This window comes from Methanosaeta sp. UBA458, from assembly GCF_002496085.1.
In the GTDB taxonomy this organism is placed as follows: domain Archaea; phylum Halobacteriota; class Methanosarcinia; order Methanotrichales; family Methanotrichaceae; genus Methanothrix; species Methanothrix soehngenii.
This window is the reverse complement of record NZ_DAIK01000128.1, coordinates 1-7,899: the sequence shown is the minus strand read 5'-3', so window position 1 is coordinate 7,899 and position 7,899 is coordinate 1. Positions and strand designations below refer to the sequence as shown.

Annotated in this window: 8 protein-coding genes; 2 read left to right on the top strand and 6 right to left on the bottom strand. The window is 53.2% G+C overall.

The genetic code is table 11. The features are described 5' to 3' along the window. Positions 1-45 precede the first annotated feature (45 nt). The 4 genes from BP822_RS09330 to BP822_RS09315 all read right to left on the bottom strand — a co-directional run bounded on the left by BP822_RS09330 (position 46) and on the right by BP822_RS09315 (position 3,322). Complete coding sequence (locus tag BP822_RS09330) at positions 46-900, bottom strand: shikimate kinase (RefSeq protein WP_345803819.1); 855 nt, start codon at positions 898-900, stop codon at positions 46-48. A gap of 12 nt (positions 901-912) precedes the next feature. Further along, positions 913-1,437 (bottom strand): hypothetical protein, encoded by a 525-nt coding sequence (locus tag BP822_RS09325; RefSeq protein ID WP_286878183.1) that lies wholly within the window; start codon positions 1,435-1,437, stop codon positions 913-915. Between the two features lie 138 nt (positions 1,438-1,575). Continuing rightward, the gene (locus tag BP822_RS09320) at positions 1,576-2,733 is read right to left on the bottom strand and encodes an FAD-dependent oxidoreductase (protein ID WP_286878182.1); all 1,158 of its coding nucleotides are present in this window, start codon (positions 2,731-2,733) and stop codon (positions 1,576-1,578) included. 181 nt (positions 2,734-2,914) lie between these two features. Continuing rightward, positions 2,915-3,322: a DUF1699 family protein gene (locus BP822_RS09315; RefSeq protein ID WP_013720089.1), complete on the bottom strand. Its 408-nt coding sequence runs from the start codon at positions 3,320-3,322 to the stop codon at positions 2,915-2,917. 551 nt (positions 3,323-3,873) lie between these two features. Between BP822_RS09315 and oadA the strand changes: the two genes are divergently transcribed. Both oadA and argB read left to right on the top strand, forming a co-directional pair. Next, positions 3,874-5,580 carry a sodium-extruding oxaloacetate decarboxylase subunit alpha gene (oadA, locus tag BP822_RS09310; protein ID WP_276619327.1) on the top strand — a complete coding sequence of 569 codons (1,707 nt, stop codon included), beginning with the start codon at positions 3,874-3,876 and terminating at the stop codon, positions 5,578-5,580. A 29-nt stretch (positions 5,581-5,609) separates the two neighbouring features. After that, positions 5,610-6,485: an acetylglutamate kinase gene (gene argB / locus BP822_RS09305; protein WP_013720091.1), complete on the top strand. Its 876-nt coding sequence runs from the start codon at positions 5,610-5,612 to the stop codon at positions 6,483-6,485. Positions 6,486-6,576: 91 nt separating this feature from the next. On the opposite strand, the gene nifU is transcribed toward argB, so the two are convergent. Next, entirely contained in the window at positions 6,577-7,029 is a 453-nt protein-coding gene (gene nifU / locus BP822_RS09300; RefSeq protein WP_048133240.1) for a Fe-S cluster assembly scaffold protein NifU, read from the bottom strand. Between the two features lie 35 nt (positions 7,030-7,064). Continuing rightward, entirely contained in the window at positions 7,065-7,580 is a 516-nt protein-coding gene (locus BP822_RS09295) for a cytochrome b561 domain-containing protein (protein ID WP_157863796.1), read from the bottom strand. Between the last annotated feature and the right edge of the window lie 319 nt (positions 7,581-7,899).

Here is a 7,899-nt window from a genome sequence, read left to right as displayed (position 1 = left end):
TTTGGTCGACCTCCTCGATATCACTCCTGTATTTATTTAGATCCGTCAAAATCCTTGCCCCCTGGATGCGCACCTGTTATTTGCTTTCGTTCTTATCACTCTTCCGCCCAGTGCCCTCCAGGACTCTTCAAGGCCATCCATCTTGCTCTCATCGATCAGAGCAGCATAAGAGGGACCAGTTCCCGAGAGGCTTGCGCCCCGTGCCCCCTTCTCCAGCGCCAGGATCAGAGGTTCAGACGAAAGGCCCAAAGCGGCGCAATAGGCCAGCCCATTCAGGGTCATAGCCCGGCCATAGTCGGCTTGCATGGCCAGATCGAAGGCCAGATCCGCCATAGGAGCAATGATCCTGGATCGAGAGATATCAGTATCCCGGGAGAAAATCCTCTGATCGGGAACCAGAAGCATAACACTGCAGTTGAGCTCATCCCTGCGAAGGAGGGACATTTCGCGATTGTCTGTGACCACCACCCCGCCGAGCATCGAGGCGAGAGCGTCATCCAGGGCGCCGGTTATGGTGACTCCAACCTCCCTTGCCGCCTCAACCCCGATCTTGGCAGCACTCACCAGATCCATATCCACGTCAAGTGCATCAAGTGTTGCCAGGATGACGGCATTGGCGGCTGCGCTGCTGCTCTTCAGGCCGCTAGCTATGGGAATCTCGCTGGATGTTCTCACCCGGCCCCCGTATTCAAGGCCCAGATGGTCTAAGACCCTCACCACACAGCGCTCAATCAAGCGGGTATCTACCCCCGGGACATCTCCCTTGATTCCTGAAGAGTGGTCCAGCTCAACCACGGCCCGGGTTACAAGCTCGATGGCAAAGGCAGAGCCCTTCCAGGTTGCCACGGCATTTATAATGGAGGCAGCACCGTTCGACCATCCGTATCCTTTCATATTCATCATCTCCAATCCTCAGGCCTGCTCTATCTCGAAGATCTTCCTGAGCTTTTCCAGATCCAAAGCAAACTGCGCCTCACCCGCCCGTGAGTACTTGGCAATCATCTTATCAAGATACTCCAGCTCGGCGATCGATGAGACGAAGTTCGGCTGGTAGCTTCCCAGCTCAACCAGGGGCATGACCACCACTCCACCCTTGCTCGTCGATTCCTCCAGACCCTTTACCACCACCACGAAATTAAAGCTCTTGAATCCCAGGCCACGGGCGATGTTCTTGGCGAAGCTGTTCATCTGCTGGACCCTTCGGGAAGAGAGATCCTTATAGGCGGCGGGCGAATCCTTGTACTCAATGAACATTATGGAGTCTTCCGACCATAGAATAGCATCATACTCCACTACAGCGATTGAGTTTTTCAATGCCACCACGTTGAAAAGGACTCCGCGACACCAGTTTATGTTAAGGTGAATCCTGAAGTCCGCCTCGGTCAGAGGAGTGTTCCTGGTCTTCAGAACATAGGGGTCGCTTGACAGCTCGATCATAACTGACCTTTTCGATCTTTTGCTAAATGGACTTTTCCAAGGATACTGCCATCTCCATTTTGAGTATACAATCTCAGAGGTTCGGCGGCCCTCCAATCCATCGGCCCAGTGCCCATTTATCCAGAAGGGCAAAAACCACTATCGTATGAGGTTCACAAGCAGGTCATAGGGGGTCCGAGGGCGTATCATTGTGACGAGCGCCCCGGCATAGACCGCTTTTTTGAAGAATGATCCATTGGAGACGAGCCCCTTCCCGGAGAGGCCGTAAATCAGCCTCTCTATCTCCTCATCCTTCATCTGGCCGAGTGTCTGAAGAGATGACCGGCCCATGCGGTACTGCCAGTAGAACTCTCGCTTCCACCGCCGCACATATTCCGAGAGCGAGCGATGAGATACATCATCCTTCAAGACGGCTTCCCCCGCCACGGTGCCGCAGATGGTGCCGGCTCGCATGCTATAGGCCAGGCCGCTCTGGCCGGCTGCACCGCCAGCGACCATCAGTGAGTCGGCCACCATCTCTCCAGGCATGACGCATATGGGATCGCCTCCCCTCCTGACGGATAGTACCTTCATTCGATCGATATTTTTGTACTGGGAAGCCTTTTGGGCCTTGAAGAGCTTGCTGAATCTATCGAAGAATGGCTGCACATTCTGGCCGTGGCCGCGCACAAAGACCCCTATTGTGGCAAGGTCGCCGCCCGCAGGCGAGAATGTGGCCTTCCAGCCCGGTGCCATGCTTCCCACCCAGTACTGGAAGAACATCTCCTCGCCCAGATAGGGATATTCTATATCTGCTTCCACTGCCCAGGCTATATCCTCTGGGTGGCGCATGGGCTTGAGGCCTGCCTTCTCCGAGAGGCCGGACTGGACCCCAGAGGCATCTATCACCACTCGCGCATGAATCTGGACTCCCTTCAGGCCGACCGTCCTTCCATTGCCTTCCAGGTGGAGGCTCCGGACCTCACCGGATAGAAGGGCGACTCCTGCCTTCTCTGCCAGATGGAGATAGTGGCGGTCAAAGGCATCCCGGTCTATGAAGTAGCCTTTGGCAGGAATGGTGACCCCCCTGCCCGAGGGGCTGAGAATGCGCATGCCCTCTAGCTCCTTTTTCAGCAGACAGTCCTTGATCTCGATTCCAGAGACTGCTGCCATTCCCTCGAAGAGGGTATTGGCATCATGGTGCAGGCGGCCGAGGTTTCTGTCCAGCAGCATAACGCTGGCCCCACCCTCAGCAGCGGATATGGCAGCCATCACACCGGCAGATGAGGCGCCCACTACCAGTACATCGCACTTCACAAAACTAGATCATATATTCAGATGAGATGAACCTTTCCCGATGGAGTCTGGTGGGGCTTAGAGTTCAGTCGAAAATAATCTGTGTCTTCTAAGAGTTCTATAATTATTGCAGGTCTATTTTAGCTGTCACTGGTGCAGAAATAGAAGGCAAAGCCAGGCCTGAGACCTGGCTGGGCCGGAATCAGGCGGTGATCTTTGTCCGGGCTATGTACTTGATCAGCTCTGGACCGAGCCTGGCCTTTTTCTGAATCTGGTTTGCCACCTCGTCCATGCTGGCCCCGCTGGCTGCAAGGGAACGGATCTCATCGATAGTGGTATCATCCACGGTGAAGTACTCATCCAGATCCTTTCTGTGGCCCCAAACATCGCCCTCTAATAGCTCTATGCCCTGCATATCGAGGAACACCTGGATAGCGTTGGACATGGTCTTACGGTAGGAGGGTGGTACTTGAATCATTCTTAGCCTTGGGCATCTCTGCATCAAGTTGAGAAAATCTACATTGCTGGCCCTGAATGCCAGATGAACTGTCTTCTCATTTGGATTAAGGTTTGATATCTCGTTTCTAGCACTTACAACTCTAAGTCTCATCTCTAATCAGCTCCAACCCTTAAAGGGCAGTAGTATTATTAATAGATACTTCCGCTGTACACTTCCGTACAAATCGAGCACAAGATAACTTAATAGCGGCAAAAATTTAGTTCATCTGTTCTTTTGAAAGAGAGAGAAAGAAGCATTTGCGTTCGCATCGCTCCAGGCAAATAGTCCCAAGCTCCTGAGTTGATTGCTAATAAAACCTTTCGCAAGTGCCATTGATTCGCTTTGCGATAAGTTCAGCCAGCATATTAGAGGCTTTTCTGATTCAATTCCCAAAAAAAAGCTTCTATGCAATAACTTTTAAGAAATATTATGCAAATGTGCAGAGTTGGTGGAAATTAGTCATCTAATGAGATTTTTTAACACATTACAGCTAAAAAAAAAAATGCATCGCGATTCTCAGGAGAGGAATACCACCGCCAGGCTAAAATGGAGGGGCTCGCGACAGTTGCTTGATCCATGGCAGCTTGATCGATGGAAGCTCTTGATATAATATTCATTAGGCGAAGGGATTTTAAAGAGGGACCAAATAAGAGGTGATCTTTATGGGCAGGGTAATGCTTACAGAAACGGTTTTTAGAGATGCTCATCAGTCTCTGCTGGCCACCAGAATGAGGACCAGGGACATGCTACCCATAGCAGAGCAGATGGACCAGGTCGGCTTCTTCTCTCTGGAGGTTTGGGGGGGAGCTACCTTCGATAGCTGCATTCGCTATCTGAATGAGGATCCCTGGGAGAGGTTGAGAGCTCTTAAGAAGGCCATGCCTAACACCCCTATGCAGATGCTGCTTCGCGGGCAGAACCTGGTGGGCTACAGGCATTATGCAGACGATTTAGTGGACAGATTTGTGGAGCGAGCAGCCGAGAACGGGGTCGATATTTTCAGGATTTTCGATGCGGTCAATGATATAAGAAATATGGAGCGATCGATCAAGGCTGCCAAGAAGATGGACAAGCATGTCCAGGCCGGAATAAGCTACACCATCAGCCCCGTGCATAGCAATGAGCAATTTGCCCAGTTCGCCGTCCAGCTGGCAGAGCTTGGCTGCGACTCCATTTGCATCAAAGATATGGGCGGCCTGATCACCCCCAAGAATGCCTATGACCTCATCCGGGCCATAAAAAAGGAGGTCAACCTCCCGGTGAACCTGCACACCCACTGCACCAGCGGCATGGCTCAGATGAGCTACTTCCATGGTTGCCAGGCAGGAGTAGATATCCTGGATACTGCCATGTCTCCTCTCTCCGGCGGCAGCTCACAGCCGGCTACAGAGAGCCTGGTGGCAGCTCTGAAGGGAACCCCTTATGACACCGGCCTGGATCTAGAGCTCTTGACTGAGATCAAAAGATACTTCGAACGGATCATGGAGATCTATGCCCCGGTATTCAATGCCATCGCCTCCAGGGTGGACACCAATGTCCTGGTCTATCAGATTCCGGGGGGCATGCTCTCCAACCTGGTCAGCCAGCTGAATGAGCAGAAGGCCATGGACAAGTACGAGGAGGTGCTGGCAGAGGTGCCAAAGGTTCGCAAGGATCTGGGATATCCTCCCCTGGTCACACCCACCAGCCAGATAGTGACCACCCAGGCGGTCCTGAATGTGGTCACAGGCGACCGCTACAAGATGGTTCCCAAAGAGGTCAAGGATTACGTCAAAGGCCTGTATGGAAAGTCGCCCGCCATGATCGACCCCAAGGTCAGGATCAAGGTCCTGTGCGATGAGGACGCAGTCACCGTACGGCCTGCAGACCTATTGCCCCCCGAATATGAGGAGGCAAAGAAAGCAGTTGACGCCCTCGGCCTCGCCAAGAAGGAGGAGGATTACCTCACATACGCCCTCTATCCCCAGGTGGCCCTGAAGTTCCTCAAGGGAGCAGCCACAGAGGAATCCCTGGTTAAAAAAGATATGGCATCGGATCTGGGAGCTTCCCTAAAAGCCGAGCCCCTGGCCCTCAATGTCGAGATCGATGGCGAGGCCTATCTGGTCAAGGTGGCTCCAGCGGGCATGACCATTCAAGAAGCCCAGCCCAAGGCTCCCACTGATGGGGTGACCGTTCCCATGCAGGGCGTGGTCATCCGCTATAAGGTCAAGAAGGGCGACCGGGTGGCCAAAGGGGATCCAGTAGCAGTCCTGGAAGCGATGAAGATGGAGCAGAATATCCTGGCCAATAAGGATGGCAAGATAAGAGAGATCTATGTCAAAGAAGGGACTACAGTCGCTCCCGGCGATGTCTTGATATCCATTGAGTAGAGGAACCCTAAATCCGAGAGGAATGAATATTGACAGTTAAGAGAGAACAGGTGCTCATTGAGGCTCTGCCTTACATTCGGGAGTTCTATGATTCCATCATGGTCTTCAAGATCGGCGGCTCTATCATGTCCGACACCGCAGTGCTGGAGGACTTCATTCAGGATGTGGTGCTCCTGCGCTATATCGGCATCCATCCCATCATCGTTCATGGGGGCGGCCCGGAGATATCCCAGGCCATGGAGAAGTTCGGCAAGAAAGCGGAGTTCGTAGGCGGCCTGCGGGTGACCGATCGGGAGACCCTGAGCATTGCCCGAATGGTCTTGCTTGGTCACATCAATGCAGAGCTTGTCAACCTCATCGGCAAGCATGGGGGCAAGGGCATAGGCCTATCCGGCCAGGACGGCATGTTCCTGAAGGCCAAGAAGAAAGCTCTGCAGATGGTGGAGGGAAAGGAGCCTGTGGACCTGGGATTTGTGGGAGACGTGGAGAAGGTGGACCCGGAGATCCTGATGATCATGGCAGGAAAGGGCTACATCCCGGTTATATCCCCCATTGCCACCGATGATCAGGGAAATAACTTCAATGTCAATGCCGACACCGCTGCGGGAGCAGTAGCTATAGCCATGAGGGCGAAGAAGTTCTTCTCCATCACCGATGTGGAAGGAGTGCGCATGAATCCGGATGATCCGGCGAGCGTCATCTCCGAGTTCCCTGCTTCGGACTTCGGCCGGCTGGTGGCCGAGGGCATAATCAAGGGGGGAATGATCCCCAAGGTGGAGGCATGTGTATCGGTGGTGCGGAGTGGAGTGGAGAAAGCCCATATAATCGATGGCAGAAAGCACCATGCCATCCTGTTGGAGCTGCTCACCACAGAAGGAATCGGTACGATGATCAGCAGAAGCTGAATTGTGCTGCTATAACAATAGATCTGGGCATCTTCAGGATGGCAGGATGACGCTTTCGGCGTCCCTCCTGCCCGGGACTCATTTTATGCAATCAACCCTCATCGGTATCGCAATGATCTCCCTCTTGGACCTCTTCTTCCACCGCAGCCTCCTGGGGGCTGATCTTGCCGATCTTCACCCAGTAGTCTTTGATAGCAGCGCGCAGGGCATCGGCCCCCAGGTTTGAGCAATGCAGCTTTTGCGGGGGCAGCCCGCCAAGCTCACCGGCTACATCATCGCGGGTGATCTTGATCGCCTCGTCCAAGATCTTACCCTTTGCCATCTCCGTGACCATACTGGAGACGGCTATGGCCGAGCCGCAGCCAAAGGTCCTGAACTTGATATCGTCGATCCGGTCGTCCTTGACGTTGATGAAGATCTCCATGAGATCCCCACAGACGGGATTTCCCACTTTGCCGTAGCCGTCAGGATTCTCGATCACCCCCACGTTCCTGGGGTTCATGAAGTGATCCATAACTGTCTCATTGTAGCCTATCTGTGCCATCCATCTATCACCTTTCGCCATCACAAAATTTTATTTTATTGGAATGATTGGATCATCATCCAGCCTAGGTAGGCATTGATGATCATAAGAGCTATGGTCATCCGGCCGGACCATCTATGAATTGTCTGCAGCCTTTTATCCCTTTTCTTCAGCTGGATGAAACCCAGAACGGGAGTTAAGATCACCATTAAGGAGACGATGATGCCGAGATAGGCATGAGGTCCTCCTGGGGGCTGCAATCCCGCGCTTGCTGAGACCATATAGATGGCGACGGTAATCCCGGAAAGGGTCAATGCGGCTCCGGCGATCCCCAGGGTCCTATGAGCCTTCAACCACCATCTCTTCCCTTTCAGGTACCTAGCACAGACCATTCCCGCTATTAGGAAGAGAAGGCCGGATAACACCAGGAGGGCATGGTAAGGAAAGAGGATCAAGATCTTATCCTCGATGGGCTCGAGCTCATTTGCCGAGGCGGCTATGAGTGAGGAAGACGCTGCCAGCAATGCAATCGCCAGCCAGGATAATCGGAAAAAGATGCCTTTGCTGTTCATGACTGCCACCTTGCGGATCACTATGAAGGATATGCTACGTGAACTCCTCCCACGGCCTAAAGGCCGGGGCTTCCCTGCTGCTTCTTCGCTTTTACGCCGTCATAGCCCTCTGGCATCGGGGCGCGTTTCGCGGGAATTTTCGGTTTCCGTTTCATTGGCCCAAACTTGCATCAGATTCGCAATGCAGAGGTTCAGATCTCATCGGACAGGTTCGGGGTGTTCCCTCCCTACTCTGTGGAATCGTCTGGCGAATTCAAAATCTCCCCGAGGGAGAAGTGATCGATCATCCAAGTAGCACTTGAAGCCTGCATGGAATCAT